This window comes from Streptomyces sp. NPDC030798, from assembly GCF_055572275.1.
Genome location: NZ_JBVIDR010000005.1, coordinates 344,343 through 369,564 on the forward strand (window position 1 = coordinate 344,343; position 25,222 = coordinate 369,564).

At 66.5% G+C, this 25,222-nt stretch carries 25 protein-coding genes and 3 pseudogenes; 21 read left to right on the forward strand and 7 right to left on the reverse strand.

The window, feature by feature from the left end; genetic code table 11:
- Positions 1 to 9 precede the first annotated feature (9 nt).
- Positions 10 to 1,764 (reverse strand): CHAP domain-containing protein, encoded by a 1,755-nt coding sequence (locus tag ACZ404_RS14565; protein ID WP_468439576.1) that lies wholly within the window; start codon positions 1,762 to 1,764, stop codon positions 10 to 12.
- Between the two features lie 233 nt (positions 1,765 to 1,997).
- On the opposite strand from ACZ404_RS14565, the gene ACZ404_RS14570 reads away from it, so the two are divergent.
- The 7 genes and pseudogenes from ACZ404_RS14570 to ACZ404_RS14600 all read left to right on the forward strand — a co-directional run.
- Positions 1,998 to 2,150 (forward strand): hypothetical protein, encoded by a 153-nt coding sequence (locus ACZ404_RS14570; RefSeq protein WP_468439578.1) that lies wholly within the window; start codon positions 1,998 to 2,000, stop codon positions 2,148 to 2,150.
- A 45-nt stretch (positions 2,151 to 2,195) separates the two neighbouring features.
- A complete protein-coding gene (locus ACZ404_RS14575) occupies positions 2,196 to 2,576 on the forward strand; it encodes a hypothetical protein (RefSeq protein WP_468439580.1) in 381 nt (126 codons plus the stop codon).
- 540 nt (positions 2,577 to 3,116) lie between these two features.
- Positions 3,117 to 3,701, forward strand: coding sequence for a hypothetical protein (locus ACZ404_RS14580; protein WP_468439581.1), 585 nt, complete (start codon positions 3,117 to 3,119; stop codon positions 3,699 to 3,701).
- A gap of 1,014 nt (positions 3,702 to 4,715) precedes the next feature.
- The gene (locus tag ACZ404_RS14585) at positions 4,716 to 5,093 is read left to right on the forward strand and encodes a hypothetical protein (RefSeq protein WP_468439583.1); all 378 of its coding nucleotides are present in this window, start codon (positions 4,716 to 4,718) and stop codon (positions 5,091 to 5,093) included.
- A 1,278-nt stretch (positions 5,094 to 6,371) separates the two neighbouring features.
- Positions 6,372 to 7,772 (forward strand): serine/threonine-protein kinase, encoded by a 1,401-nt coding sequence (locus ACZ404_RS14590; RefSeq protein ID WP_468439585.1) that lies wholly within the window; start codon positions 6,372 to 6,374, stop codon positions 7,770 to 7,772.
- Positions 7,773 to 7,906: 134 nt separating this feature from the next.
- On the forward strand, positions 7,907 to 8,287 hold the full coding sequence (locus ACZ404_RS14595; RefSeq protein WP_468439587.1) for a transposase: 381 nt from the start codon (positions 7,907 to 7,909) through the stop codon (positions 8,285 to 8,287).
- Positions 8,269 to 8,691: pseudogene (locus ACZ404_RS14600) on the forward strand (hypothetical protein); the annotation flags it as partial. The gene ACZ404_RS14595 and the pseudogene ACZ404_RS14600, both read left to right, overlap by 19 nt.
- Here ACZ404_RS14600 and ACZ404_RS14605 read toward each other — a convergent pair.
- Both ACZ404_RS14605 and ACZ404_RS14610 read right to left on the reverse strand, forming a co-directional pair.
- Positions 8,654 to 8,758: pseudogene (locus tag ACZ404_RS14605) on the reverse strand (GNAT family N-acetyltransferase); the annotation flags it as partial. The pseudogenes ACZ404_RS14600 and ACZ404_RS14605 sit on opposite strands and share 38 nt — an antisense overlap.
- 603 nt (positions 8,759 to 9,361) lie before the next feature.
- A protein-coding gene (locus ACZ404_RS14610; protein WP_468439589.1) for an IS630 family transposase occupies positions 9,362 to 10,437 on the reverse strand; the annotation gives its coding sequence in 2 pieces (ribosomal slippage) (positions 9,362 to 9,978 and positions 9,978 to 10,437; 1,077 coding nt in all).
- Between the two features lie 352 nt (positions 10,438 to 10,789).
- Here ACZ404_RS14610 and ACZ404_RS14615 point away from each other — a divergent pair.
- From ACZ404_RS14615 to ACZ404_RS14625, 3 genes and pseudogenes are all read left to right on the forward strand, one after another.
- On the forward strand, positions 10,790 to 11,380 hold the full coding sequence (locus ACZ404_RS14615) for a hypothetical protein (protein WP_468439591.1): 591 nt from the start codon (positions 10,790 to 10,792) through the stop codon (positions 11,378 to 11,380).
- 1,171 nt (positions 11,381 to 12,551) lie between these two features.
- Positions 12,552 to 13,157, forward strand: a pseudogene (locus tag ACZ404_RS14620) (tyrosine-type recombinase/integrase); the annotation flags it as partial.
- A gap of 191 nt (positions 13,158 to 13,348) precedes the next feature.
- On the forward strand, positions 13,349 to 13,729 hold the full coding sequence (locus ACZ404_RS14625; RefSeq protein ID WP_468439593.1) for a DUF6083 domain-containing protein: 381 nt from the start codon (positions 13,349 to 13,351) through the stop codon (positions 13,727 to 13,729).
- Positions 13,730 to 14,142: 413 nt separating this feature from the next.
- On the opposite strand, the gene ACZ404_RS14630 is transcribed toward ACZ404_RS14625, so the two are convergent.
- Positions 14,143 to 14,589 carry a hypothetical protein gene (locus tag ACZ404_RS14630; protein WP_468439595.1) on the reverse strand — a complete coding sequence of 149 codons (447 nt, stop codon included), beginning with the start codon at positions 14,587 to 14,589 and terminating at the stop codon, positions 14,143 to 14,145.
- A gap of 461 nt (positions 14,590 to 15,050) precedes the next feature.
- A complete protein-coding gene (locus tag ACZ404_RS14635; RefSeq protein WP_468439597.1) occupies positions 15,051 to 15,572 on the reverse strand; it encodes a hypothetical protein in 522 nt (173 codons plus the stop codon).
- Positions 15,573 to 15,801: 229 nt separating this feature from the next.
- Between ACZ404_RS14635 and ACZ404_RS14640 the strand changes: the two genes are divergently transcribed.
- Complete coding sequence (locus ACZ404_RS14640; RefSeq protein ID WP_468439599.1) at positions 15,802 to 16,260, forward strand: GntR family transcriptional regulator; 459 nt, start codon at positions 15,802 to 15,804, stop codon at positions 16,258 to 16,260.
- 1 nt (position 16,261) lies between these two features.
- Positions 16,262 to 16,828, forward strand: a complete 567-nt coding sequence (locus ACZ404_RS14645) for an HD domain-containing protein (RefSeq protein WP_468439601.1) — start codon at positions 16,262 to 16,264, stop codon at positions 16,826 to 16,828.
- Here ACZ404_RS14645 and ACZ404_RS14650 read toward each other — a convergent pair.
- On the reverse strand, positions 16,816 to 17,289 hold the full coding sequence (locus ACZ404_RS14650) for an NUDIX domain-containing protein (RefSeq protein WP_468439603.1): 474 nt from the start codon (positions 17,287 to 17,289) through the stop codon (positions 16,816 to 16,818). The two genes, ACZ404_RS14645 and ACZ404_RS14650, sit on opposite strands and share 13 nt — an antisense overlap.
- A 2-nt stretch (positions 17,290 to 17,291) precedes the next feature.
- Complete coding sequence (locus ACZ404_RS14655; RefSeq protein ID WP_468439605.1) at positions 17,292 to 18,050, reverse strand: XRE family transcriptional regulator; 759 nt, start codon at positions 18,048 to 18,050, stop codon at positions 17,292 to 17,294.
- 516 nt (positions 18,051 to 18,566) lie between these two features.
- On the opposite strand from ACZ404_RS14655, the gene ACZ404_RS14660 reads away from it, so the two are divergent.
- From ACZ404_RS14660 to ACZ404_RS14700, 9 genes are all read left to right on the forward strand, one after another.
- On the forward strand, positions 18,567 to 18,836 hold the full coding sequence (locus ACZ404_RS14660) for a DUF6284 family protein (protein ID WP_468439607.1): 270 nt from the start codon (positions 18,567 to 18,569) through the stop codon (positions 18,834 to 18,836).
- Entirely contained in the window at positions 18,833 to 19,282 is a 450-nt protein-coding gene (locus ACZ404_RS14665) for a Pycsar system effector family protein (RefSeq protein WP_468439609.1), read from the forward strand. Before ACZ404_RS14660 ends, ACZ404_RS14665 begins: the two co-directional genes overlap by 4 nt.
- Before the next feature lie 68 nt (positions 19,283 to 19,350).
- Complete coding sequence (locus tag ACZ404_RS14670) at positions 19,351 to 19,956, forward strand: GGDEF domain-containing protein (RefSeq protein WP_468439611.1); 606 nt, start codon at positions 19,351 to 19,353, stop codon at positions 19,954 to 19,956.
- A complete protein-coding gene (locus ACZ404_RS14675; RefSeq protein WP_468439613.1) occupies positions 19,953 to 20,807 on the forward strand; it encodes a protein spdB in 855 nt (284 codons plus the stop codon). The genes ACZ404_RS14670 and ACZ404_RS14675 overlap by 4 nt, the downstream gene beginning before the upstream one ends.
- The gene (locus ACZ404_RS14680) at positions 20,807 to 21,154 is read left to right on the forward strand and encodes an RRQRL motif-containing zinc-binding protein (protein ID WP_468439615.1); all 348 of its coding nucleotides are present in this window, start codon (positions 20,807 to 20,809) and stop codon (positions 21,152 to 21,154) included. Before ACZ404_RS14675 ends, ACZ404_RS14680 begins: the two co-directional genes overlap by 1 nt.
- The gene (locus ACZ404_RS14685; protein WP_468439617.1) at positions 21,138 to 21,512 is read left to right on the forward strand and encodes a DUF6251 family protein; all 375 of its coding nucleotides are present in this window, start codon (positions 21,138 to 21,140) and stop codon (positions 21,510 to 21,512) included. The genes ACZ404_RS14680 and ACZ404_RS14685 overlap by 17 nt, the downstream gene beginning before the upstream one ends.
- Positions 21,513 to 21,591: 79 nt before the next feature.
- The gene (locus tag ACZ404_RS14690) at positions 21,592 to 21,798 is read left to right on the forward strand and encodes a DUF6257 family protein (protein ID WP_468439619.1); all 207 of its coding nucleotides are present in this window, start codon (positions 21,592 to 21,594) and stop codon (positions 21,796 to 21,798) included.
- Positions 21,799 to 21,886: 88 nt separating this feature from the next.
- On the forward strand, positions 21,887 to 23,686 hold the full coding sequence (locus ACZ404_RS14695) for a cell division protein FtsK (RefSeq protein WP_468439621.1): 1,800 nt from the start codon (positions 21,887 to 21,889) through the stop codon (positions 23,684 to 23,686).
- A partial coding sequence (locus ACZ404_RS14700; RefSeq protein ID WP_468439623.1) for a DNA primase family protein occupies positions 23,683 to 25,222 on the forward strand: 1,540 nt, incomplete at its 3' end. The genes ACZ404_RS14695 and ACZ404_RS14700, both read left to right, overlap by 4 nt.

Consider the following 25,222-nt stretch of genomic DNA (forward strand, 5'->3'; position numbering starts at 1 on the left):
GCCTCCTCGTCAGTACCCGTGGGGACGCCGGTTGGGGTCGAACTGCTGGACCTTCTTGGCGAGATCGGAACCGTCGGCAGCGACGCCGTACCGGCCGCGGACGTACCGCATCGCGGCGGCGATGCAGGCCACGGGGTCGTAGATGTTCACCGAGGTGCCGGGAACGTGGCGCTGGGCGAAGGTCTGCGGGATGCACTGCACGATGCCCCGGGAGCACTGGAAATGCGTGAGCGCGCCGTTCAGCCGCACGATCCGCCCGTCGCCCAGATAGCCGTCCCCGAAGTCCTTGACCTTGCTGAAGCCGGGAGGCGTCTTGGCGTTGCTGTCCCACATGTTGCAGGCGTTGGGATTGCCGGACGACTCGCGCGCGACGGCTGTCTTGAAACCCTTCACCCAGAAGTTGCTCGCCTGGACTCCGGCCGCCGTACTCGCCTGGGCGATCCAGTCGTCCAGCGTGCCCTCGGGTGTGTACCGCTGGAACGTCACCTGCTTCGGGTCGATCTGCCCCATGGCATCGACGCCGGTGCCTCCCGTCGTCCCGTCCACCGGGAAACCCGTACGCACCCGGAACAGCCCCGCGCGCTGCCCGAGTTCCGTCAGCGACTGCACGCCGGGTGCCCCGACGGCGTCACTGCCGGCGAGATGCAGCACGGTACGGCGAAAATCGTCGTAGAGGTCCTGGGTGGCGGACTCGAAGATCCCGCGTTCATCGGTCACGTGCGTGTGCATGACCCTCTCCAGCCCGTCCTGCACCAGAGCCACATCGGCCTTGGGGCTGGCGTCCCCGCCCGGCTGCGCCTGCTCCTCCTCGGCGCTGTGCGTCGAGGCCCAGACCACCTGGTTCAGACTGACCCAGGGCTGCTCCGCGGCCGGGGACGACCCCGCCCTGACGTTGAACAGCTGTGACTGCCTGCCCAGTTCGGCCAGCTCCTGCGGGCTCGGAACACCGTGCCCGTCCGCCTCGCAGCGGCCCAGCTTCTCCTTGCGGAACTGCTCGAAGAGCTCCTGCGTCTCCGCCTCGTACACGGAGTGCGGGTCGTCCGGGGCGACACCCATGACCTTCGTCAACGCGTCCTGCACGAGGGCGACATCGTCCGCCGTGGTGCCGTCGCCGTCTCCCGCGGCCTGCTCCTCGGCCGTGGAGTGAGTGGCCGCCCAGCTGATCCGGCTCGAGGACACCCACGGCAGCGCCTCCTCGACCTCTGCCGCCCGCAGCGCATCGGACTCACGAGAGGAGGCAGCTGCCATGTAGGTGTACCCGGGCTTGTTCTTCAAACCCGGATCGGCCGTGACAATCCCCTCCGCGAACTTCGGCAGCCCGTACCCGTAAAGATAACTGTCCCGACGGGCCCGCTTTTTCAGGTACACCCCGTCACCCTCGGCCGAACCGTTGGCGTTGGTGTTCCCCTCGATGGTGTACACGTAATCAGCGTCGTACTTGTGGACGAGCCCGACGTGCGAGCCTCCCGCGTGGCCGAAGAACACCATCGCCCCGATGGCGGGATAGTACGAGAACCTGCCGCGGCTCTTGTACCAGTTGACGGCCGCCGGGCATGAGGCGGTCACCGGTGCCAGGTCCTTGAGGCCCGCCTGCTGGAAGGCCCAGGACTGAAAGGTCTGGCACCAGGACTGGTTCTGCGACCACTCCAGCCCGGGAACGGCGGGGGAGAACTTCTGGTGGTTGTTGTAGTGGCCGTTCGAGAAACCCTCGTGATATCCCACTTCGGTCTTCTCGATGGCGATGAGATTGTCGGTCTGACTCATCGTGTCCCATCTCCTTTTCCGCATCCTGCGGGCCCAGAGAACGAAGGAACACGAAAGAGACACGAGGCGCACGAAGGAGCGCAAGAAGCGCAACGCCAGGGGAATTCGGCCACCGTTCACTGGGCTCGCGCGGCCGTTATGCCCATGCTATCGCCGGTGATACGGAGCCGCATCTCACTCCGCCTGGACGGCCGGGGCGACGACGGAGCCGGCCGGCGGGCAAAATCCTCGCCGTGGAAGACACGGAACCCGCCGGCGAAGAGACACCGGAAGGCCTGCTGGGCTGGTGCCTGGTGGCCAATGTGGCACGAGAAACCGCGCACGGCGAGAGCGGCCTCGACATCCAGCGCGGCACGAAGCATTTCCCCGCAGGCGCCCTGCTGTGAATCCCGCCCGTCCCCTGGGACCCCGGCCACTGCCGCTGGCCCGCGGTGGGCCGGCACCGGGGCAACGGCCGCCGGTACGTCAACATGGTCGTACGCGCCCGCGACTTGGAGAACTTCCGGGTCAAGGGGGTCTACAGCGAAGGTCTCGTCCGCAGCCGCAACGGCCACCGGCACGACCCGGCCACCCCCCGGACCCTCCAGAACCCCTGGTCCCGCGAGCGGGCCCAGCTGTGGGCGGACAGCTGGAACCAACCCCACGAGCCCGTCCGCATCGACGGCCACGCCCACCCGGGTCTCTCCGTACCCAACCCACCGCCGGCAGAACTGCACCTCAACGGCGAAACCCTCCACCTCGCCCACTACGGCACGAGAGGCGCCCACTACAGCCGCACAGCCCCTCCGTCGGAACGGGCACCGGAGCTCTGAGGGAACTCTCGCGAACGCACGAGTGCCAGGCCGCCGACAGGTGACTACGAGAGTTCCGCAGCGGTGCCGTCTCACCGACGGAAGTCATCTCGCGGTGCGCTCACGCCGGCACTGGCGGGCGCTGCTGCAGAGGTGACACCGCGCCTCGCCACCATCCCGGGCCAGTCCCTGCCTACCGTGCAGGCCGGTTCGTCCAGGTACTACCGCGTCTCGACAGCGTATTGACTGAAGTCGCCATGCGGGCGGTCATCAGTTGCGCGGGTACAGGAGAGATCAGCTGAACCTACTTTGAGGCCCCTGGAAACCTGTGTGCCTCTTCATTGGTGCAGTAGATCGTGGCAACGTGACCGCGTACCCTCTCACGCTCATGATCTCGCTTCACGCCTACCTGCGGCGATGCTTGCAACGGAGGGACGCGAACTGAACCGCGCCGTTCGCCCTGCGGACTTATGACTCTCAGTGTCACGTTGTGGTTCGCTCCGGTCGGCTCAGCTGATAAGAGCTGGCTCGTGCCCCGTCTCGTGCCTCAAAATTCTCGGCGTGGCAGACACGGGACCTACCGAAGAAGAGACGCCGGACGGGCTGCTGGGCTGGTGCCTGGTGGCCAACGTGGCGAGAGAAACCGCGCACGGCGAGAGCGGCCTCGACATCCAGCACGGCACGAAGCACTTCCGCGCAGGCGCCCTGCTGTGGATCCCACCTGTCCGCTGGGACCCGGGCGACGGTCGCTGGCACGCTGTGGGCCGTCACCGGGGCAACGCTCGTCGGTACGTCAACATGGTCGTACGCGCGGATGACCTGGAGAACTTCCGGGTCAAGGGTGTCTACAGCGAGGCTCTGGTGCGCAGCCTCAACAGCTATGACCACGACCCGGCCGCCCCGCGGACCCTACAGAACCCGTGGACTCGCGAGCGGGCCCAGGAATGGGCGGACGCCCGAAACCACTTCCGGGAGCCGGTCTTCATAGAAGGCCACCCTTACGCCCACCCACGCATCTCCGTTACCAACCCTCCACCGGCAGAGCTACAGGTCGACGGTGAAATCCTGCACCTGGCCCACTACGGCACCAGGGGAGCCCACTACAGCCGCATGCCCCCTCCCGTGGAATGGACCCCCGAGCCCTGAAAGGAACTTCGGAAGGTGCGAGCGGGAAACGGTGCCGCTGGTGGGGATCAAGTGAGGCTCCACGGTGGCTCGTCTCGCTTGCTGCTGGCATGTCGGCAACGTCGATGCGAGAGCACAGTGGGCTTTGTGGAGCTGCACGTCACGCGCTGGAAGCGGTACGGGCATGACCGTCTGTACGCCAACCTGCCTGATGGCACCGCGGTCGGTTGGGCGGACATCACGACGGGGGACATCACGGTTTTGCGGGCCGAGTGTCGTGACGACGTGATCGCCGTGCTCACGAAGCACTTACAGAACCTCACCGCGCCTGTCCCGCCAGACAGGGCGCCGGAGGCAGGCGCGTCCGATGCTGCCGCCTCTGACGCCGGCCGACGACCTGGCCGTCAACCCTCCAGGGCAGGCGTAGCGTGATCTGCTCGCCGAATCCGGCCCGGGGCTGATGGAGCGAGTCGTATCACGGCCTCTTCGGCGACCCTCAGAATGGGACTCCTGGCGAAAGGGATTGGCGGGCGGGGGAGCGGCGAGTGGGAGCCGAGTTGAACCAAGCACCACCCTAAGCGGGCTGTATGGGTCGGAGACGATTCCGTGAAGGTCGGTCACGGGAAACCGGCACCCTACGCACGCAAGAGCCGTGCGGAGGCCGAGTGGGTCGCCCAAGTGCTTGAGCGCTATCGCCACTTCCCGGTGTGGAGCCGGTACTCGTCCGGGTGTACCAGGAGCGCCAGGTATCGGCACTCGCCCCCCTCAGGCGTTCTCACGGCAGACCAGGTAGAGCAGGTACGGCGTCGCTCGCCATCGCCAGGCTTGGAGTTTGGCCTGAGCCGGTGCGTCTCAGCGAGCTGCCGGCCTTCCCTACGGGGCCTGTGGACGGTTTCCAGCGTGTGACCGTCGTCGGGCCGGGGTGCTCTGTCAGTGCCGTCTCTTACGCTCCGCTCTTGAACAAGCAGTTCGAGTGGAGAGGGGACGCGGATGGGTGGCAACGCATGGACTCATACGGGCCCGTATCAGCATGATTTGGCGGCCGCGTTCCGGCGGGAGCAGGAAGACGAGCTGGCGCGGGACAACCACGGCTTCGAGGGGCGGTCCGTCGAGGAGCTGTGGCGTGACCCGGAGTGGCATGAGTACATCTTCACCGGCGGCACGGGCTCCGTGTTGGACTTCCCTCTCATGATCGAGGCCGCGGACACCAATGACGGTCCGTTCATGCGGCCGCTGACCGATGACGAGGTACGAGCGTGGGCTCCTCACGGCCGGCCCACCTACGAGGAGTGGGACGCCGCGCTCGACTCCGAGCAGTTGGACTTCCCAGGGCGCGCCCAGGGGAACTGCACAGTGCTCTACCGCGACGGTAGGCCCGCGCAGATCGCCTACTGGGGGGTCACCGCCGACTAGGGGAGTCGGTACCGCCTTGCGATGTGGTCCCACACCTGTCCCGGGTCCGGGACCACATCGTTTTGCCGGGCTCACCAGGCGTGAGGCATCGAGATCCCGTGCACGCCTCGTCCACAGACCCCGGCATACGGCCGCTCCGGGCCGCATATGGCGTCCGCGGCTGGGCGCGCGCACGACGAAGCGCCGACACCTTGGTCGATCAGCTCGTGCTGCTCGGGCTGGACTCCGACTTCCCCGGTCTGATGGCTGACGTAAATGTCTCCGGTGAGGGTTGGAGCTCGGGACCGTTCGCCTCGACGCGGCGGAACTGCTGGCGAAACTGATCACGGCGGGACTGAATGCAGAGCTGGACGGCTCTGAGAGTGAGAAGGGCGTCTTTCCACGCCGACGGGAAACGCCTGCGGCCTAAACGGCCCCGGACGCCGACTGCCAACGGTCCGAGCGTGGTCCTGGGATCAATCGGCGTAGCCCCGCCCGACATAATTCCTCGCGCTGCCGTGCGGGGCCACTTGCTGCCCTGGCGCACTTGGTCGGTCTGCCGCTCGGCCGGGACCGGCGCCCCAGCGCCGCAGCCCGGACGAAGCGGCAGGCCGACGTGTGACATTAGCTTGGGAAGCTGAGGTGATTCAGGCCTCGCTGTGGTAATGACCTGCGGCGGAAGGTTATCGGCGTCTCACGAGCCCGTTTGATGGTTCCCGCGGTGCCCCGTGGTTACCCGCAGGATCTGGCACGCGTATGGCACGCCCTCTTCGTCCCGAACTCGGCCGAGAGGCCATTGAGGTCTACTGGGCTGATCAGTCGGCTGGTCAGTAATGATCAATCCGGCCCTCCGACGGCCGGCCCGTGACGACGGAATCGAGACCCACAACTTGGGAAGCTCGTGTCTCCTGGCCCCGGTTGCCTGCTGACCTGCGACCACGGCTGTCGGCTACTGGTCAATGACCTGCCAGGGAAGCGGCTGACGGCGGAGGTCGGCGACGACGGCAGTTGTCCGGCTGGCAGCTTGCCTGACCTGCCGCAACGCGCCAGCCACGGGGGAGATGGGGCCGTTTTCGTCGCTGCGCCGACTTGGTCCGGATATCTGAGACAGGCTGGGGGTACCCGCCTCGCAGCATGGCCCATGGCCGAGTCCGGTACGCGGTGACAGCAACGGAGAACCAGATGAAGGCCCGCCAATCAGCAGCCCCGCCGACGCCAGCGCCGGTTCCAGCGGATGAGCAGCCCGCCGAAGTCCTCTCCGGCCGCTACCGGTTGGGCGCGAGAATCGGATCGGGAGGCATGGCCGATGTGTACGAGGGCGTTGACACGTGCCTTCGGAGGCCCGTGGCCGTCAAGGTGTTCCGGCCCGGCCCGGACCCGCAGACGGAGGGCCGTCTCACCGCGGAGGCCGTCCTTCTGGCCCGCCTGCAGCACCCGGGACTGGTCACCGTCTACGACGCCGGACGCCACGACGACCGCACCTACCTGGTCATGCAACTGATCAAGGGCCCCACGCTGCGCAGCCTTTTGGCGTGTGGAGCGCTGTCAGAGCGGCGTGTGGTAGATGTGGGCGCCGCCCTCGCGCGGGTGCTGGCCTATGTCCACCGCGCCGGCGTCGTGCACCGAGACATCAAACCGTCGAACATTCTCCTTGACGCGGCCGGTGCTCCTCACCTGGCTGATTTCGGCATCGCGCGCCTGGCCAACGCCACCCGCCATACGGCACCGGACGTGCTGATAGGCACCGCCGCCTATCTGGCACCGGAGCAGGTTCAGGGCAGGCGGATCGGGCCGGCCGCCGACGTCTACGCGCTCGGCCTGGTCTTGCTGGAGTGCTTGAAAGGCGAACTGGAGTACCAGGGCACCCCATTGGAAGCGACAGTCGCCCGCCTACACCGTCAACCCGAAGTCCCCACCTGGCTCCCCTCGGAACTCGCGGCCCTGCTGCGGGCCATGACCGCCCAGGACCCAGAGGCCCGCCCCGACGCCGAGCAGTGCGCGCAAGCCCTCGCCTCCCAGCACGCCGGACCTGATCCACACCCCCTGCCGCTCTCGGCTCCCTCCGAGGCGCGCCTTCCGACGCCGCTGGCCGCTCACCCCGGAACGGAAGAGCACAAACGCTCTCAGGAGGCGGCAGTCACCCGGCGCACCCTCCCCGGCGGCACTCGCCACAGCCGTCGCCTGGCAGCGGGTACGGCCCTGGCCCTCTCCGTGGCCCTAGGCGCAACTCTTGCCGTCACATCGAGCACTAGCGGAAGCGACGACCGGGCAGCAGCGACGCCCGCCGAAACCGCCTCGCACCCGCCCTTCGGTACGGCGACTGCCAAGAGCGGGCCCGGTGCCCTCCCACCCACCCGATCTCACGGGGCTCAGCCCCCCTCCAGGGCATTCGGTGCATCCCACCCCGCGGCTGCGGCAAGCGGATCTCATGCCCAGCCCGTCTCCAGGACACTCGGCGCTTCCTATCCGGCGGCTGCCCCGAGCTCGAGCCGCAGCGCCTCTGCACCGCCCGCGAGCTCGAGGCCGCCCGGATCGGCGTCACCGCCGCCACGATCCGTGCCGACCACAGCCGGGGCCGCTGGCCCGAGCCGGACGACATCTGCGGCGGCGCCAACCGCTGGCACGGCGCCCCCATCACCAAGGCCCTCGAAGGGCGGTGCCGCTACCGGCGCACCGCCCAGCCCAAGCCCGACGCATTAGAGGCCGAGGACCAAACCCGCCGTGCCGTTACATGCTTCAGAGCTCGTGACACGATCTTGTGGATGCGTGCTGGTGGTGCGTGACCAGTACGACGATTCCGCCGTTCGTGAGGCGTGGGGAATCGGCCGTGGATCGTGGAGGATGAACTGTGGGTACTGAGCGAGCCATTGCCGCCGCCCTGGCCTGAGAAGGCGCCGGGACCCAAGCCGGTGGATGACCGGCTGTGCCTGCAGGGCATCCTGTACGTGCTCCACAACGACATCAGCTGGCAACTGCTGCCGCTGGAGCTCGAGTTCGGCTCCGGACAGACCTGCTGGCGCCGACTGGGCCGGTGGCACGAGGCCGGCGTCTTCGATCATCTGCACCGCATCCTGCTTGCCGAGCTGCACGCGGCCGACGCCCTGGACTTGTCCCGGGCCTGCGTTGATGCCTCCCACATCCGCGCGAAAAAGAGGGCGAAGCCACCGGCCCGTCGCCGGTCGACCGCCGGAAGACGGGCAGTAAACACCACCTGATCTGCGACGGTAAGGGCACCCCGTTCAAGGTCATCACCACCGCGGCCAACGTCAACGACGTCACCCAGACCCTGGCCCTGGTCGACGGCATCCCGTCCGTCGTGGGAAAGCCGGGCCGTCCGGACAGGACGACGCCTCGACCTGCACGACGCCCTTGTCTCCCTCGCGTGCGGCCTCATCTGCTGGAGACGCCTCAAGAAAGTCTGACCATGATCGTGTTACGAGCTCTTAGGGGCACACCCGCTTTAGGAGATCATCCGGGTGATCCGTTGGTCAGGGGCGACGCTTCATCGTCTGCTGCGAATGGTGCGCGGGTGGTCCTCCTGGTACGGCAGTGTGCGCCGGTGTTGCCGTCAAAGAGTGCCGTCAAACCAAGGGAGCCGGAGCTGTGGTTTCGTCCGTGAATCGGTGTTCTACCGGTCGGGCAGGACGCTGAGCTAGCGACCCCGAGACCCGTGGACCGCCGTTCACGGGCGACAAGACCTAAGTCCGGTGGAGAGAAACACCCCATCTTGCCGTACCGCCACCCCTGTGCGGAAACGCGTCTGCCCGGGCGCCTCTGACCTGGGGTTTCGCCGCTGCAGGCTGAACGTCGTCTGTCACTGTCGGTCGCCATCGGTCGGCCTCGGGCACCCTCGCACGGCCCAGAGACGGCCCAGGGAAGATCACTCGTAGTCCGCCTGCCACTCATCGAGCCGGACCTTCACCTGAAGGTTGTGTGCGTCGTGCCAGTAGACGACGCCCGTGACGAAAGCCCGTGGCGCAGGCAGCTCCATCCGTAGTTGCTCTGCCCGTAGGGACCAGGATCACCGGAGAGGTCGTGCGCCGTCAGCCGTTCGGGATCTTCATACGTCGCCGGCCAGCTCCGCCGCACCATGTCGCTGGCCGGCACCTCAGGGCTCGTGAGCGTATCCATTGCTAGATCATGACGCCCTGGGCGGGTCGGCGCTTAGAAGATGCGGCATGCCTTGGTGGAGTGGGCCGACGGCGCCCGGCCGCAGCTATGCCGGGCTGCCCAGTGGCGCTACCGTCCGCCGTCGTTGCCGCTGAGGTTGAAAGGGTGGGGTGACAGCGTTACGGAGGCTCCAGTGCCAGTCCGGTCCCGGTGATGAAGCCGTCGAGTAAATCGGGTCGGCGTTGGATGGCGCGTAAGCGGTTCTTCACGAGCGGGGTGAGGTCTTCGATCGCGCGGGGTGCGAGGTTGGCCAGGGATTTCTTCAGGTGGGCCCAGACGCCTTCGACGGGGTTGAGGTCGGGCGCGTAGGGCGGGAGCTTGACGATGGTCAGCCAGTCGCTGTTGCGCTCGCAGAACTCCCGCAGGGGCTTGGCGTGATGGGTGCTGGCGTTGTCCCACACCACGATCAGCGGGATGTCGCCGAGCTGCCGCCGGGCAGAGGTCAGCAGGTCGGCGAACTCGCGGGCCCGGAAGCCCTTCTTCTCGCCGGTACGGCCCCTGTATGTCTGGGTCCGGTAGATCAGACGCGTTTCGTGGCCTGGCCGGACGCAGATCATCCCGGCCATCAGAACCCGGCCCGAACCCTTGCCCACCACTGTGACCAGAGGCGTCCTGCCCCGCCTTGACCACGTGCGACCCTGGCCGGGCTTCAGATCCTGCCCGGCTTCGTCCTCGAAGAGGATCCACGCGCCCAGGAGCTGGGCCGTCCTCTTACCCGTGACCACTGCTCCGTCCGCCACCTGGCCACTGCCTGCTCATCGCGCTCGACGGCCCTGTGCGCGGGGACCTGCGGTGACCAGCCCAGCCGGTGCAGCAGATACGACACTCCACGCGGGGTGTACCGGCAGCCGAACAGGTTATGGATCAGCTCCGCGACTCTCGCCAGGGTCCACCGCTGGTCCTCCGTCCAGCCGTGCGCCGCCGGCCCCGCCTCCAGCTCGGCCTGTAGCCGTTCCGCTTGGACATCACTGAGCTGACACGGGAAGCCGCCGGGCCCCTTGGAGGACAGGGCCGCGCTGCCGCCCTCTCGCCAGGTGGCGTGCCAGGCGTACGCCGACTTCCGCGACACCCGTAACCTGCGGGCCACCTCCGGCGGCCGCACGCCTCGCTCGAACATCTCCGCGGCCTCGAAGCGCACTGCCTCGCGCTTCGCCCGCCCCGCAGCGGTCAGGCCGCCGCCATCCGCGTACCTCATGACGAGGATGTAGCACCACCCACGTCCGCTGTCACCCCACCCTTTCAACCTCAACGTCAGCATTCCCGTCACTGCCGTCGGTGGCAACCATCGAACTCCTCCTAAAGCGGGGCTTACGCGGCGGATGTCAGCGAAGCGATGAGGCGGCGGTTAGGCCCTGCTTCGGCGAGCGGGAGAGTGAGCGGTTCGCTGGCCAGGTGTCAATCATGCTGGCCAAATGGAGCAAGACAGTAGACCAATGACTCTGATCTCAGCAGAGAGTAGAAGCGTGAATGGCACGGATGAGAGGACGACGGAGTCCCGAAGGACGCGATTCGAAAGTGTGCACAAGTGGGCTGCCACAGTAGCCGCTGTGGTTGCGCTTGCTTTCTCTAGCTACAACTTCGCCGAACTCCAACAGAAGCCACGGATCGACCTGACGCTTCCTCACCTGTTGCGTATTGGAGCGGTAGACGATGGGATCGCTTTCGAGATTCAGCCCACGGTGTCTACCAGGTTCAAGACTCAGAACGTCGAGGTGATTCGTGATGCACACTTGCAACTGACTCCCATCGGCTCGATCGCCTCTCTAATGAAGCCTGATTTCTACTGGCACGAAACAGGAGCGTATGCCTACGATCCCGCTTCAGACAATATCAACTATCACTGGGTCAGCGACCCCGCCCCATTCATCGTCAGTCAGGATAAACCTCAGCAACCCACACTTAATTTCTGGGCCGACAAATGGACCTTCCAACCTGGCCAGTACGATGGGTCGCTTCAGTTGAGCCGGTCAGAGAGTCGAAATCCTTTGACGAAAAAGTTCTGCCTGATCATTTCAAAGAAAGCCGTCGATGAAATGAACGGTGCAGCGCCACGCCAGATCTTCTTCTTTCGCAATGACCTGCCCAAGTTCCACTCGTCTAGTCAATCTCCGGGCTGCTACCGGCGGGAAACAGATTGAGCGCTTTCGCCATGCACTTCTCTGCTGCACCGCAGGCACTGGATGGCGCTTCGGCCTTGACCGTTTCGGCAGGCCATAGGGGCTTTGGTGTCCCTTGGCGCAGTTGGTCGGTCCACATTTAGTCCACGCTGGCGGCCCGTACCGCTATGGGGTTGGAGTCTCGTCGTCGAAGTACCCGAGCAATTGGCCACACGGGGTCCAGCGGTCTCGCGGGACGACGCCACGATCCCGTGCGTCGATGCATACGCTCGGTGTGGGCACAACGGCCAGGCCGTCATCCGTGACACTGCTCGGCACGTCGTCGGACAGGTCGGGTGCCACAGTTTGCGTCTCAGTGACAGTCACCCTCGGCGATGGGGTGGGCTCATCGGTCAGGCTGAACAGGTAGTTGACCCCGCCGAGGAACATGACGAGAGCGACGGCGGCAAGCAACAGCCACCAGAGCGCGACGAGCAGGTTGGGTTCGGATGGCGGCCGGCGACTCATCATGGCTCATCATGCCGCCCGGTCTCGGCTCATGTGGTGGCTTTGTGTGATCTCGTGAGCCGATGCCGGAAGGAGCCTCTGTACCCGCGCTATGAGCTCGGGACTTTGGGCACAGTCGCCACGGGCCTGCACGACCTTGCGATGCGGGCAGGGGTTTAGAAGGCGCCCGGTGGATCTTGGGTCACACCCTTGCTGACCTGCTTGTCTCCGTCCGGCGCGCGTGTCATCGCCTGCACTTCGACACGCATTCGACCCATGGATAGGTACGGCCTCCGCCTGCGCCCAAGAGTTGGGTGCCGCGGCTCGCCATTCACTCCACCGCACTACGGCTCCTCCAGCAGCAGGAAGCTGAATTCGACGCGTTGAGCCGGTTCCTCGAGCAGCTGCGCACCCGCACTCCCCGCGAGAGCAACACTGCGGTCCGTACCGCTGAAGTTGGCCTAGGTGTATGCCCTGAGAGGTCGGGGACGGGTTTCGCGCTCATCCCCGAGGTCACCCTGACTCCCGCGCGGCTCGTCATCGCAGCCGACCCGACATCTGTCGAACTGCTGGCGTAGACGACATCGCCAACCCTTTCGGCCGCGAGACGTTCCGTGTATCGCCTTCCACTGACCCGACGGCGCCCGCATCTGGGTCGCGTGGACCGAACGCGGGACGGCCGCGTGTCCTCAACTGCGGCCCAATGCGAGCGCGCGGCCGTCGGCTCGTCGGTCTGTTCGCCTGTATGTACTACGGCGCTCTGCGGCCGGCCGAAGCAGTTGGATTGACCGAGGCGGATGCGAAGCTCCCGGAAAGCGGCTGGGGAACCGCTGTGCTCAACCGGACTCGCCCGAGCGTGGGCAAGCGGTGGACCGACTCCGGAGAAACGCACGACGATCGCGGGCTCAAGAATCGACCCGTGGAAGAGGTGCGACTCGTGCCGATCCCGCCTCAGCTGGTCGCCATCCTCCGCGAGCACCTAGCCACGTTCGGCACCGCGGCGGATGGGCGCCTGTTCACCAATGAACGTGGGGGAGTGGTCGGCTCGTCCACGTACTACCGCGTATGGCAGGAAGCGCGGATGCTCGCACTCTCGCCGGCTGTGGGTGCCTCTCCGCTCGCTGCTCGCCCGTACGACCTGCGGCATTCCGCGTTGTCGACGTGGTTGAACGCCGGAGTCGACCCGACTGAGGTTGCCGAACGTGCCGGCAACAGCGTCGAAGTCCTGCTGAGCCGCTACGCCAAGTGCATCGATGGTCGTCAGGAAATCGTCAACCGAAAGATCGAACAGCTCTTGCGTGAGTACGAGTAACTGGCCACCAGACCTTCGCCCCCAGCCTCTCGCGCTGGGGGCTTCGTCGTATCTCGGCCGCGCTTCTTCGGCCGGTGGTTGCTAGCTGCACCTGCCGCGTCGTATTTCATTTCATCAGCGCACGACTGCCCCAGGTGTCCCGTCCGGTTCGCGCTCTACGCACAGGCCGTCGAGGTGTCGACCCTCGGCCTATGGGGGCTTTAGAGAGGACACCGCGCCGGCTGGGTAAGGGACAGTCGCGCTGCCCGTACTGCGGCTTACCGCAGGATCGGGCGGCGACGCTTGAGTATGACTGGGTGATGTTGGAACCGGACATGGCTCCACTCGCCCACACTGTGCCGGCGGAGCACCGGTGGATCGAGTTGTCCGATGGACGGGTGACCGTCTACGGGGTGTGTCCGCCAGACCAGTTCCAGCGGTGCCGTATCGAGCACCGTTTGGCCTGCCCGGCGCAGCCCCTACCAGATCTATGGCCGTGGCTGACGGCCCTGCGAGGGGAGAACGCGCGGCAGGCGGAGCGGGACGAGCCGGAGCCGCCCCCGACCTCTGAGCTATGGCCGGACGCCGGCTGACGGGCACTCGGAAAACGCCTGGGCTGACCAGGGCGAATGCCCAAAGATCCTGTCCACGAATAGTCCACAGACCCCGACATAGGGCCGCTCAGCGCTGCATACGCCTGCACATACGCGAAGACCCCGGCCTCAGCGTTTTCCGCTGGTGACGGGGTCTGTAGGCACCTCATGCTGGGTGCCCCCGGCAGGATTCGAACCTGCGCACACGGCTCCGGAGAGCGTGCCTGAAAATCCCCAGGAACCTTGGATGACCTGCGCTTTCTTCCCCTCCACGTGCGGAGTGGAGCGAACATCTATCGCATATCGTGCGCCAGGTGGCCTCCAACCGTTCCGACGGCGGAGGCACTGGGGGGCGGACGCGGACACGTCCGTTGGGGGGACTGGCGAGAACTATGTCGCCCTCACTTGTTTGATCAGCTACGGAGCAAGAGGGTGATGACGAGACCCGCCATGTTAACCAAGAACCCTCCCAAGGCGACAAAAGAGAACCCCAAAAATTTCCTGCCAAGATACCGCTGCGGTCGGGAAAGGTACATCGCCTTGTCGGCCAGCACGAGAACCACTGTAAAAATGAGGAATATCGTTCCGATTTCCCATGTTGAAAAGTTTTCAGGCAGTCCGAGGCATACCCCGACTCCTGTCAATATTACGGCCGGTACAACCTGAACAGCATCAAGCGAGAAATCTATGTAATCCTCGATTTGACTGGGGGACAAATAATAAGGCACACGGCCTGGTTCGCCTGAGCGAGTCGCTTCCGAAGCTATCCAAGCGCGAATAGAATTGCGCGCTACTTTATTTAGGAGCGGGCTGATCAGGTACATCACACCCGCGGCGATAAACGGAATCAGGTCTTTCATGTGAGGCCCGCTAAAAAGTATCCAGAGGCAATTTGACGGGCTGCGGCAGGCTCCCTTCAGTGCCGAAACTCCGTATGTCCTGGCACTGCCACTCAATGTCAACTATTATTTCCTGATCGTCGCGGTTACTGGACAGTGCGATGATTGGCTTGAACTTTCGAGTGCGACTGTCTTTTTTCCCCCTGGATCTAAGGTCGATTTTCTTATCCCACTTCAACTTGCGGGTGCCGTCAGATTCGATGAACCTCAACTGTGCAGAACAGGAAGACTTCACCGTAACGAGCCAAGGTAGAAGGGAGTAGTTCCGTGCGAGCACCACTAGCTGAGAGTCGTCATTGTTGGGTCCGGCTGCGCATCTCTTCCGCGAAGCCACGTAGGCGGTTATGAAGAGACAACCTGGAAGGATGTGCTCAGGTGCGTCATCTCGGCATTTATCCGATTTTCTTGGGCTTCTGCGTCGCTCAGGCATAAGTTTCACGCTCGCGTTCTTGCAAAATGCGTTCCATGAAATGCATCGACAACGGCTGTTGTCGACGGAACAGGCGCGAAACCTCGACTGTTCCGGAACCGACTTGAAGGTCTACCAGTATTTTGTAAGCGTCTGCCGGCCCTGTATTCATTGCACTGAGGATCTTCCCTTCTTCGAAAGAGTGGTAAGTTACGATCATGGTTGATGTGTCGAGGCGCAAAAAGTCGCATTCTTCGTCGACGTTTTCGGGTTTATAGCTGCTGTCCAATTCTTCTATCACTTCTGCGACACTTCCTCGCAGCCTGCGGTCAGGCAAGGCGACCATTATGGTAGCTTCATCGTCTCCTTCGCTTACCTTTTGGCAGAATTCGAGGAGTCGATAGGCTTTCCACCACGTCGTCCAGCTAATGACTATATCCTTGGCGTAGTGGTCCACGAAGATGAATTCGTCCGCTGCGAGATCGAGGCGATTTCGCCGTCCGTTGGCAGGCAACTCTTGCTCACGTGTCTGCATTGCACCCTCCGTTACACCTCTACATCACGCTAGCGCCACTCCTGCATACCTGCCTCTGGAGGCATTCAGTTGAGCGTCGAACGAGCCCCGGGGCGGGCTGCGTCAGGCGAGGTCCCTTGACGGGCCGCGCTTGCTGAGCCCGAGAAGGCGGCCAGTGTCCTCGGCTTTCATCAAGCGTGGGAAACTGGGGGCGGCGAGTTCGGACGTAAGCCGATGAAGGGAAGTGAAGGTGCCGCAGGCCAGCCCTCGGGGCACGTTTCTCAAGATCGCTGAGGCAGTGAAGGCACGGATTCAGGCCGATCCGAGCATGACGGAACTGCCGTCTGCCGCCGACCTCATGCGTGACTACAACATCTCGCGCGGTGTCGCCCTGCGAGCCTTCGGCGTACTCCAGCGCGAGGGCGTTGCCGAACCGGTGCCTGGCGGGCGGTGGCGTGTCGTGCTGGCAGGTGAATCGGCCAACCGGCGCCCGCTGGATGAACGTATCGCGGCGATCATCACGGATGAAGGACTCGAACTAGGGGCAGCCTTCCCCAGTGCTTCCGTCCTGGCCGACCGGTTCGGGGTGTCGCGGCCCACCGTGACCAAGGCTCTCGACAAGTTGGAGGCCGCCGGCGTGCTGGCGAGTGGAGGACAGGGCAGGGTTCGGACGGTCCGTGCCGTGCCAATTCGAGAGGAGCGTTCGTAGCTTGTCGAAGCTGACGGAGTGGGCCTATCCCCTCGCTGAGTCGCTGCTTGCTGAGCCGCTGCCCCGGCGCTGGCAGCACTGCTTGGGTGTTGCTGAGCGGGCCCGTACCATCGCGCCCAGCTTGGGTGAGGATGCCGACCTGCTTGAAGCAGCGGCCGTCCTCCATGACATCGGGTACGCCCCCGACCTCGCCAAGACCGGCTTTCACCCGCTCGACGGCGCTCGCTACCTCCGGGACGTCGCCGATGCCGACGAACGGGTTCTGAACCTCGTAGCCCACCACTCGTGCGCGTGGATGGAGGCGGAGGCCCGCGGCTTGCACGACGAGTTGGTGGGCGAGTTCCCACGCGAGAGCGCGCATCTCAACGACGCTCTCTGCTACTGCGATATGAACACCACGCCAGACGGCACACCCACGAACCCGATCGACCGAGTCAACGAGATCGCCGGACGCTACGGCCCTGACAGCCTGATCGGCACGTTCATCCGACGCGCGGAACCGGAGATCCTGGCGAGCACATCGCGTGTGCTCGAACGCGTCGCCGGCGTAAAGCGTCAGCCGATGTAGGGAGTCGTCCGCGTCCGGTCCATGGCGTGCTCAATGCGGAGCCGCATGGTGGGGTGGACGTCCAGGTCACTCAGGTCCGCCGGGTCTACCCAGCGAACCTGAGTGGTCTCGTTGCTCGTGCGCAGGTCACCGCCGACCGGCCGGGCGCGAAAGCAGATGCTGAACTGTTGACGCACTTCACCGTCGTCGTACTGCATCACGTGTCCGGGGTCGGTGTAGATCCCGGATAGGCCGACGACTTCGGCCTTGATGCCGGTCTCTTCCCACACCTCGCGCACCACGGTGTCACTGATCGATTCGCCCACGTCGTGGCCGCCGCCGGGCAGGGCCCAACGCCCGTTGTCGGATCGCTGAATCATGAGTACCTGCCCTGCGTCGTTCTGGACAAACGCCACGACGGAGGGCACGACTGAGTTGGCCTGCGGGGCGTCGGGGTCGTGAAGGTAGTCGATGCGTCCCATGCTCAAGCTCCCGTAATGTCGCGTTCAGTTACTGGCCTGGCGCCTTCCCAGGTCTGCTGAACGCTATTGGCGAAGGTATCGAACAGACCACCTCCGGGGAGTCTCCGCAGGTGGAACACGGGTGCCATGTAGGCGCCAATGCCGTACACGTGGGTGTTGGCCAACATCTCGTCATCAGCGAGGTAGATCGAGTTGTAGAGCACCGTGTCGTGCAGGCGGAACGCGATCTCGGGGTGGCTGGTGAACAGTGGGCGGTAGTTGACCAGCGCATTACGGATCTTGCCATCCATGATGCGGTGCCCTTCGTCAATGCCGCGCTGAATGACGGCTTCGCACTCTGGATCACCCATGAGCACCCGGATGCGGACACCGCTCTCGGCCTTCTCCTTCAGCGTCGAGAAGAAGAGAGGGTCCTCCGCCAGGTAGATGCCGGCGTACACAAGGATGTCGATGCGCTCCGTGGCGCGCTCGCACATCTCGCGCCAGAGGCCTGACGGCACGACATGCCGATGAGGGTAGATGGCCATGATCTCGGCTTTGCTCAGGTCCGATGCGGAGTCTTGCGTCCGGGAGTCGTCCCATAGCGTCGTTACGTCGACCTTGAGCGCTGCCGCCGTCGCGTACTGGTGACGGCGGTACGGCACCTTCCCTTGAGTGATCCAGCGTTCGACCGTCTTCGGGTTGACCTTGATCTCATCCGCGAGTTCCTGAACGGTCATGCCGCGCGCTAACAGGGCTGACCGCAAACGCTCGTTGGACATCTGCACCCCCCGGCGGGACGTCTAGGGACCTCTTGACCGTAGTGAGAACTCCCTGAGCTGTCCACGTAGGGGGTGACCAACTCCCCTGACCTGCAGCGATTCTGATGGTGCGCCAAGAAGTCCCGGCGCGAAACCAAGAGGTTCGCGAGCAGTGCTTGACGGACCCCTATGCGATACCTGTAAAACAGGTATCGCAACGGACGCCCGGAGGGTCCTCGAAAGGGACTCGAAGGAAGCGACTGCTGCTTGAGAACTCAACAGTGTGCCGAGGGAAGCCCGCCCCACCTTTGCGAGCAAGAGGGCGGGCGTGCGCAGGTCCTGTCCCTGCGCGCGGTAGAGCGCAATCGCCCCGATGGTCGTAGGCCGGGTTCGACTCCCAGCCGGGGCACTTCGACCGCCGGCCCGGCGGTCGTGCCGCGTATCTCGCGGCGTCACCTTCAACGGCACGCGCCCTCCGGATGCCGGTCCGGAGGGCGCTGTTCGGGCCGTTCCACGCTTCGAGAGGAACACGACCCAATGAGCCACATCGTCACTGATCAGGACGCTGTTACCGCGTTCGCGGACCGGCAGGAACCCACCAGCGCGGAGCTGGACGGGATCGAGCAGGAGATGCCGCTGATACTGGCGGAGGTCGACCTGTTGGACGCGCAGATCATCACCCTGGACCGCATCCCGAGCGAGCTGGACGCCCGCCGTCTGCGCCGCGCGCGTCGCCGGGTGCTGGCCGAGCGGGCGGCGCTGGCCAACCGTACGGCCACGGTGAGCCTGCCGGGGGGTGCGGCATGACGCTCAGCACCGGACAGAGCCTGACGGCCGCGCACGCCGAGGTGAAGGCGGAGATCGCCCGCACGGACGGCAAGACGAGTCTTCTGCTGGCGTTCGTCGGTGCGGTTCTCGCTGGGGCGTGGAGCGTCGGCCACGGCATGACGCTCGACCTCCCCGCCCGCATCGTCGGCTGCGCCGGGATGGCACTGCTGCTCGCGGCGGCCGGTCTGCTGCTGCGGTCGGTCCGCCCGAACCTGGGTGGCGGGCACGGGTTCCCGCTGTGGGCCACCCTGTCCCCCGAGCAGATCACCCACACGTTGTCCCAGGATTTGGCCGCTGACATCGCGGGCCTGTCCCGGCTGGCGGTCGCCAAGTTCACCTGCCTGCGTCGCGCCGTCGACCTCATCCTGGCGGGCGGCGTCCTGCTGATCTTGGCGGCCCTGCTGGCGTTCGGGGGTGCGTGGTGAACGACCTGCTCACCATGGCGTCGGTGGCCGGGCCGTTGGCTGGCGGGTGGGGTGTCCACAGTGTGTGGATGCGCCGCCGCCTCTCGGCCGCGCGCCGGGACCCGCTGTCGGGTCTGTGGACCCGCGCCCCGTTCGAGCGCCGCGCGGGCCGGCTGCTTGCACATAGCCCGAACACGGCGGTCGTGCTGGTCGACCTCGACGGCTTCAAGGCCCTGAACGACACGTTCGGGCACGCCGCCGGGGATGAGGCGATCCGCGCCACCGCCGCGAGCCTGGATGACGCGCTCGCCGAGGAGCCCGGGGCGGTCGTGGCGCGGCTGGGCGGGGATGAGTTCGCCGCCGTCGTGCCGCTGGCGGTTGCGTCCACGCTGCCGTGGCTACTGAACGGGCTGCACGGCGCGATCACCGCCCCGTTCCGCCACGCCGGCCATGACCTCACTGTCGGCGCATCCATCGGTGCCGCCCTGTCCAGCGACCTCCCCCCGGACACCAGCCGGAGGGGCGTGGAGATGCTGCGGGTCTTGTTGCGGCTGGCGGACGAGGCCATGTACGCGGCCAAGCGCGCCGGCGGTGGCTGGCGCTGCGCCGCTTTCGAGCCGCGCTGCACGACGACCGCCGGACGGCGCACTGGACGCCCCGGCACCCACACCCCGCACCACGAGGAGGTGGCATGAAGGCGAAGACCGTGTTGCCCGCCGTCGCGATGACGGCGGTCTCGATGGTGCTCACGCTGGCCGTGGTCGTGATGTGGCTCGGTCGGGCGGTGCCGTGGCCGGTCGCGCTGGTCGTCGGTCTCGGGATCGACGGCGGGTGGCTGGCCACCCTCGCCTACGAACGCCGTCTGGCGGCGCAGGGCGACCACAGCAACGCCGTGACCGCAGTCGGCTGGTCGTTCGGTCTCATCGCGGCCGGTGTCCTGGTGGCGCATGCGCTCACCGCCGGAGGGTCCGCCGCCGCGTGGTTGGCCGTGTCCTGGTTCCCCATCGCGGCCAAGGCCCTGTGGCTGGTGCACGGGCTGTGGGAGCGCACCGCGCTCACCCCGGCCGCGCTGGATGCGATCCGGGGTATCCAGCAGGAGGCACGCGACGAGGCGGCCGTGGCCCGCGCCCGGCTGCGTTCCGAAGCGGCCACGGAGGAGACCCGGCTTGCGGCCGTGACGGGGGCCGGGGCCCGCGTCGCACGCGTCACGGCCAAGACCGCCAAGACACTCTCCCAAGCCTGGGCGACGCTGGAGGCGACCCGCGCTGCTGAGGAGACCGGCAGGGCCTTGACCAGCGTGACGGCCCGCGTCACACCCGGTGTCACGCCCCGCTGGGAACTGCCCGTGTGGGGTCCGGTGGAGCCGGTAGCTCCCGCGCTGGAGGGACCCGCGCTTACCGACGCGGAGCTGGATGCGCTGGTGGACGAGATCCGCCGTAGCGAGGTGCCGGCGCTGTCGTACCGCGAGATGGCCACCCGGTTCCGGGCGGCCGGCCACTCCGCCTCCGAGGTCCGCTTGCGAGCCGCGTGGAAGCGCGTCGCCTGATGGGTGCGCTGCCGGCGTTCCGATGGCGCCTCGCCCCGGACGGCTACGCCACCCGCCGCCAACTCCTTGCGCGCGGTCTGCGCCCGGGTGGCCAGGACGTGGCCGCGCAGCTCGAACGCCCGCGCCGCCGACGCGGCCCGCTCATCGCGCACCTGTACCGCGTCGACCTGGCCAAGCCCGTGCGCCCCATGACCCCGGCCAAATGGGCGGCCCTGAACAAGGCCAACGCCGCCCGCCGCACCTGCCCCGCCTGCCGCCGGGACGCCGGATACGTCATCCCCGCGTCGCTCGGCATGTGCGTGCCGTGCGCCTACCCCGAAGGAACCTGCGATGGAATCGCTGCCTGACGTGCCCAAAGTCGTCCAGCTCTCGGACGGCACCTACGCCTACACCGACCGCCTGCCCGCGCCGTCGCAGTACAGCGGCCCGCAGGTCATCCACCAGCACGTGCACCAGGCTCCGCCGGACCGGACCGTGCAGCGCATCGCGCTCGGCTCCGGCGTCGGTGCCGGCGCGGTCGCGGCCGGGGTCTACTTCGGCCCGCTGCTGGTCGGCGCGCTCACCGCCATGGCCGCCAACCTCGCGCTGATCGCGTTCATCGCGGCCGTGTGCGCGTGGGGTGTCGTCACCGTCGTCCGCTCGGTGGGCGGCGAGGAGGGCAAGCGCGCCGCTGCCAACGTGCGCCGCGCCCGCGGCCGTCGCTGACGGCTGCCTGCGGCACCCGGCCGCACCTGCCGGGGGCCGTGGGGAGCCGGACAGTCCGGCCCAGATCGGAGATGCAGCCGTGAGCAGCAAGCAGCCCCGCCTCACCGCTGGCGAGAAGGCCCAGCTCGCCTGGTACGTCGCCCGGATGGCCAAGCGCGGAATCGCCGACGACCGCCAGTACGGCGGCCGGGTCGACCAGAGCGACCTGCAGCGCAAGTTCGACCGTGTCATCGCGCAGGCCCGCCGGCGCGAGGAGGGCGCCAAAAACAGCAAGAACGGCAAGTAGCAACGCCCCGGGGGCGATCGCCCCGGCCAAGGAATCAGGCCGCCCCCGGGCCACCCACCACCCGTTTGAGCAGCAGGGAGACCCCAGCATGACGGAAAGCACGACGGGCCCGCACCTGCGCCCCGTGCCCGACACCGCTCCCGACGACACCCCGGCGGCGCCCGTCCCGGTGGACAACCCGGCCCTGCCGGACCCGAAGGTGACCATCGAGAAACGCAAGCCGGTCCTCGCCGGATGGCTCACCAACCGGCGTGACTTCCTCGCCACCGCCCGCCACGCTGGCGCGAACGTCGGCTACGCCGCCCTCTACCACGGGGTGAGGACTCCGGTGTACGCCGGACGCCTCACCTTCATGGCACCGAGAGGCGCGTGCCGGTTCATCGCGGCCACGAACCGGTGGGTGTGGGACCGCGAGGCCGCACCCCTGCGGGAGTTCGCGGTGCGCACCGAGGACGTCGAGCAGTACATGCGCCTGGCCCGGCTCCGCGCCGGCCGGATCCGGCTGCGCGGTCTGGTCACCGTGGTCGCGGCCGTGTTCGGTCTCGGGTTCGCCCTGTACCTGTACGTCCTGGCCCCCGCCTACCTGTACGCGTTCGCCGCCGGCGGGGTGCTGCTGCTCGGCATGGGCGGACAGCAGCCCGACGCGCCGGTCATCGGGCCCGCCGTGATGCGCTCCGAGTTGCAGAAGCTCACCGGCACGATCGTCCTGCGGGGACTTGACTCGATCGGCATCCCGAAGATCACCGCGGCCATCAAGAAGGGTGGCGACATGGACGGGATGCGGTTCACCTCGGAGATCGTCCGGGACGGCCCCGGCTACCGCGCCGATCTCGACCTTCCCTACGGGGTCACCCCGGACGACATCATGGAAAAGCGCGAGGCCCTCGCCTCCGGCCTGCGCCGCAAGGTCGGCTGCGTCTGGCCGTCCGGCGATCCCGACGAGCATGAGGGGCGTCTGGTGCTGTGGGTCGGTGACCGGCCCATGAACGAGACGACGAAGCCGGCCTGGCCGCTGCTGAAGGACGGACGGGTCGACCTGTTCAAGCCCGTCATCTTCGGCAACGACCAGCGCATGCGCTGGGTCGAGGTGACGCTGATGTTCGCGGCGATCGTCATCGGCTCCGTCCCCCGCATGGGCAAGACGTTCCTGCTGCGTCTGCTGCTGCTGATCTGCGCCCTCGACCCTCGCGCAGCCCTGTACGCGTTCGACCTGAAGGGCACCGGAGATCTCGGCCCGCTGGAACCCGTCTGCCACCGCTACCGCTCCGGCGAGGAAGACGAGGACGTCGAGTACATCCTGCACGCCCTGCGGGAGGTCAAGGAGGAACTGCGGCGCCGGGCCAAGGTGATCCGCAGCCTGCCGCGTGCACGGTGCCCGGAATCGAAGGTGACGCCCGACCTGGCCAGTGACAAGAGCCTGGGTCTGCACCCGATCGCCATCGGTATCGATGAGTGCCAGGTGGTGTTCGAGCACGAGAAGTACGGCGCTGAGATCGAGGCCATCTGCACCGACATCACCAAGCGCGGCCCCGCGCTGGGCATCATCGGCATGTTCGCCACACAGCGGCCCGACGCGAAGTCGCTGCCGCCCGGCATCTCCGCCAACGCCATCCTGCGGTTCTGCCTGAAGGTGATGAACCACCAGGCCAACGACATGGTGCTCAGCACCGGCGCCTACAAGGCAGGCATCCGCGCCACCATGTTCAGCCGCCGCGATCTGGGCATCTGCTGGATGGCCGGCGAGGGCGACGACCCGCGCATCGTCGCGAGCGCGTTCGTGGACGCCCCGAAGGCCGAACTGGTCGTCACACGGGCGCGGAAGATGCGCGAGGAGTACTTCTGCACCGGAATCCCTGCCCCGCCTGCCGAAGGGAGGACCGCCGCGTGACCGGCACTGAGGAACTGCCCGCACCGTCTAACCCGCTCGCCGTCGCCCGGTGCCTCCTGCCCGACTGGCAGACCCAGGACGGCCACCTGACGTGCCGGCGCTGGCGCGGCTCGTGGATGTACTGGACCGGTACGAGCTGGCGGGAGCTGGATGAAGCACAGATGCGCGCCCACATGTACAAGCGGCTGGAGCACGCCACTTTTGCCGCGCCCGGCAAGGACGGACAGCCCGAACAGCGCGACTGGGCCCCGACCAAACAGAAGATCAGCAACCTGCTGGACGCCCTGGGCGCGATCACCCTTCTGCCCACCGACACCGACGCTCCCGCCTGGATTGACGAGGACCAGGCCGGTCAGCAGGACACGAGCCCGATCGTGGCCTGCGAGAACGGGCTGCTGCGCATCCGGGACCGGGCCTTGCTCCCACACGGTCCGGGATTCTTCAACCTGGTCTCCGTGCCGTTCGCCTACGACCCAGCGGCGACCGCCTCCACCTGGGAACACTTCCTGGGACAGATCTGGCCGCAGGACCCCGACGCCATCGAGGCAGTACAGGAGTGGTTCGGCTACGTCCTGTCCGGCCGCACCGACCAGCAGAAGATCCTTCTCATGGTCGGCCCGTCCCGCTCCGGCAAAGGCACCATCGCTCGCGTGCTCAAAGAGCTGGTCGGCAAGGACAACCTCGCCGGGCCCACCCTCGCCGGACTCGGCACGAACTTCGGGCTGTCCACGCTGATCGGCAAGCCGCTCGCGGTCATCTCCGATGCCCGACTGTCCGGTAACGACAACAGTCAGGTCGTGGAACGGCTGCTCACCATCTCCGGTGAGGACACCATCGACATCGACCGCAAGTACCGGGAGCCGTGGACCGGCAAGCTCCCCACCAGGCTGATGATCCTCTCCAACGAGCTGCCGTACTTCGGCGACTCATCCGGCGTCATCGCCAAGCGGTTCGTCGTGCTCAACATGACCGTCTCGTGGCTAGGCAAGGAAGACCCCACGCTTTTCGACCGGCTCAAAGCAGAGATGCCTGGCATTCTCAACTGGGCCCTGGAAGGACTCGCCCGGCTGGAGAGCAAGGGTCGGATCACGGAACCGGCTTGCAGTCGCGAGGCGGTGACCACGATGCAGGACACCGCCTCGCCGACGTCGGCGTTCATCCGTGAGCGTTGCGTCACCGGCCCGACGTGCAGCATCCCGGTGGACACGCTGTGGGCGGTCTGGCGGGAGTGGGCCGAAGACAACGGCGTGAAGGCGATCGGCACGAAGCAGATGTTCGGCCGCAACCTCCTCTCCGTTGTCCCCCAGCTCAACCGCACCCGCCCCCGCGACGCCTACGGCCGGCAGGTCGCCACCTACAACGGCATCACCCTCAAGCCGCAGGATCCACATCAGCCTGAGTCGTGGGGGGGGGGGGGGGGGGGGAAGCCCCCCCCCCCCCCCCCCCCGCTGCGGGGGGAAGCACAAAAACAGGGGAGTCACACTCACAAAAAAAACCACCTACCAGGCAACCCCGCGCCCACCCCAAGAAATAGGC

Bases quoted from the DNA above. Each gene is read 5' to 3' on its own strand.
- ACZ404_RS14565 (WP_468439576.1), bottom strand. From the start codon at position 1,764: ATGAGTCAGACCGACAATCTCATCGCCATCGAGAAGACCGAAGTGGGA.
- ACZ404_RS14590 (WP_468439585.1), top strand. From the start codon at position 6,372: ATGGCCGATGTGTACGAGGGCGTTGACACGTGCCTTCGGAGGCCCGTG.
- ACZ404_RS14625 (WP_468439593.1), top strand. From the start codon at position 13,349: ATGGGGGCTTTAGAGAGGACACCGCGCCGGCTGGGTAAGGGACAGTCG.
- ACZ404_RS14630 (WP_468439595.1), bottom strand. From the start codon at position 14,589: ATGAAAGACCTGATTCCGTTTATCGCCGCGGGTGTGATGTACCTGATC.
- ACZ404_RS14635 (WP_468439597.1), bottom strand. From the start codon at position 15,572: ATGCAGACACGTGAGCAAGAGTTGCCTGCCAACGGACGGCGAAATCGC.
- ACZ404_RS14650 (WP_468439603.1), bottom strand. From the start codon at position 17,289: ATGGGACGCATCGACTACCTTCACGACCCCGACGCCCCGCAGGCCAAC.
- ACZ404_RS14655 (WP_468439605.1), bottom strand. From the start codon at position 18,050: ATGTCCAACGAGCGTTTGCGGTCAGCCCTGTTAGCGCGCGGCATGACC.
- ACZ404_RS14660 (WP_468439607.1), top strand. From the start codon at position 18,567: ATGAGCCACATCGTCACTGATCAGGACGCTGTTACCGCGTTCGCGGAC.
- ACZ404_RS14665 (WP_468439609.1), top strand. From the start codon at position 18,833: ATGACGCTCAGCACCGGACAGAGCCTGACGGCCGCGCACGCCGAGGTG.
- ACZ404_RS14670 (WP_468439611.1), top strand. From the start codon at position 19,351: ATGCGCCGCCGCCTCTCGGCCGCGCGCCGGGACCCGCTGTCGGGTCTG.
- ACZ404_RS14675 (WP_468439613.1), top strand. From the start codon at position 19,953: ATGAAGGCGAAGACCGTGTTGCCCGCCGTCGCGATGACGGCGGTCTCG.
- ACZ404_RS14680 (WP_468439615.1), top strand. From the start codon at position 20,807: ATGGGTGCGCTGCCGGCGTTCCGATGGCGCCTCGCCCCGGACGGCTAC.
- ACZ404_RS14685 (WP_468439617.1), top strand. From the start codon at position 21,138: ATGGAATCGCTGCCTGACGTGCCCAAAGTCGTCCAGCTCTCGGACGGC.
- ACZ404_RS14695 (WP_468439621.1), top strand. From the start codon at position 21,887: ATGACGGAAAGCACGACGGGCCCGCACCTGCGCCCCGTGCCCGACACC.